Annotated in this window: 1 pseudogene; it reads right to left on the bottom strand. The window is 75.2% G+C overall.

Annotated elements, in window-relative coordinates:
* Positions 1–476: pseudogene (locus AB8Z36_RS41995) on the bottom strand (aminoglycoside phosphotransferase family protein); the annotation flags it as partial.
* Positions 477–495 lie beyond the last annotated feature (19 nt).

Raw genomic sequence — 495 nt, 5'->3', positions numbered from 1 at the left:
CTGCCGAACATCTCCGCCGGGGGCCGCGACTGGTTGAGGCGTACGACGGAGCCCAGCGCCGCCCGGATGTCCGCCCGCGGCGGCGACTCGACGGGATGCCGCTGCAACGCCGCCACCCGTCCCGGCATCCGCTCGATGACCAGCGTGCAGTAGGCAGCTATTTCGTGCCGCAGCCGCTCCGACCAGGCGGGCGAGTGGTCGAGCAGACACTTGGCGACGGCGGTGCCGCGCCCCGCGGTGCCGATGAGCAGGACGGTGCGTCCGCTGCGGCGGAGCACCTGAACGGGGCTGAACTCCGGACAGATGCGGTTCACCGAGGCGATCGCCGTGCGCAGTTGCGCCCCCTGGGGGCCGGACAAGTCGAGTCTCCCGCTGAGCGGTTGCGTGCCGGCCCCGGGCAGCCGGCGCGCACGGCCGGCGCCGAGCTGCGCGGCGGACGGCCGCACCGGCTCCAGGTAGGGGCCGCTCCCCGGCAGGGAAGACGCCTCGCGGCCC

Source organism: Streptomyces flavofungini, assembly GCF_041028215.1.
Classification (GTDB): domain Bacteria; phylum Actinomycetota; class Actinomycetes; order Streptomycetales; family Streptomycetaceae; genus Streptomyces; species Streptomyces flavofungini_B.
The sequence above is the reverse complement of the archived record's forward strand: the minus strand, read 5'-3'. Positions and strand labels throughout refer to the sequence as shown.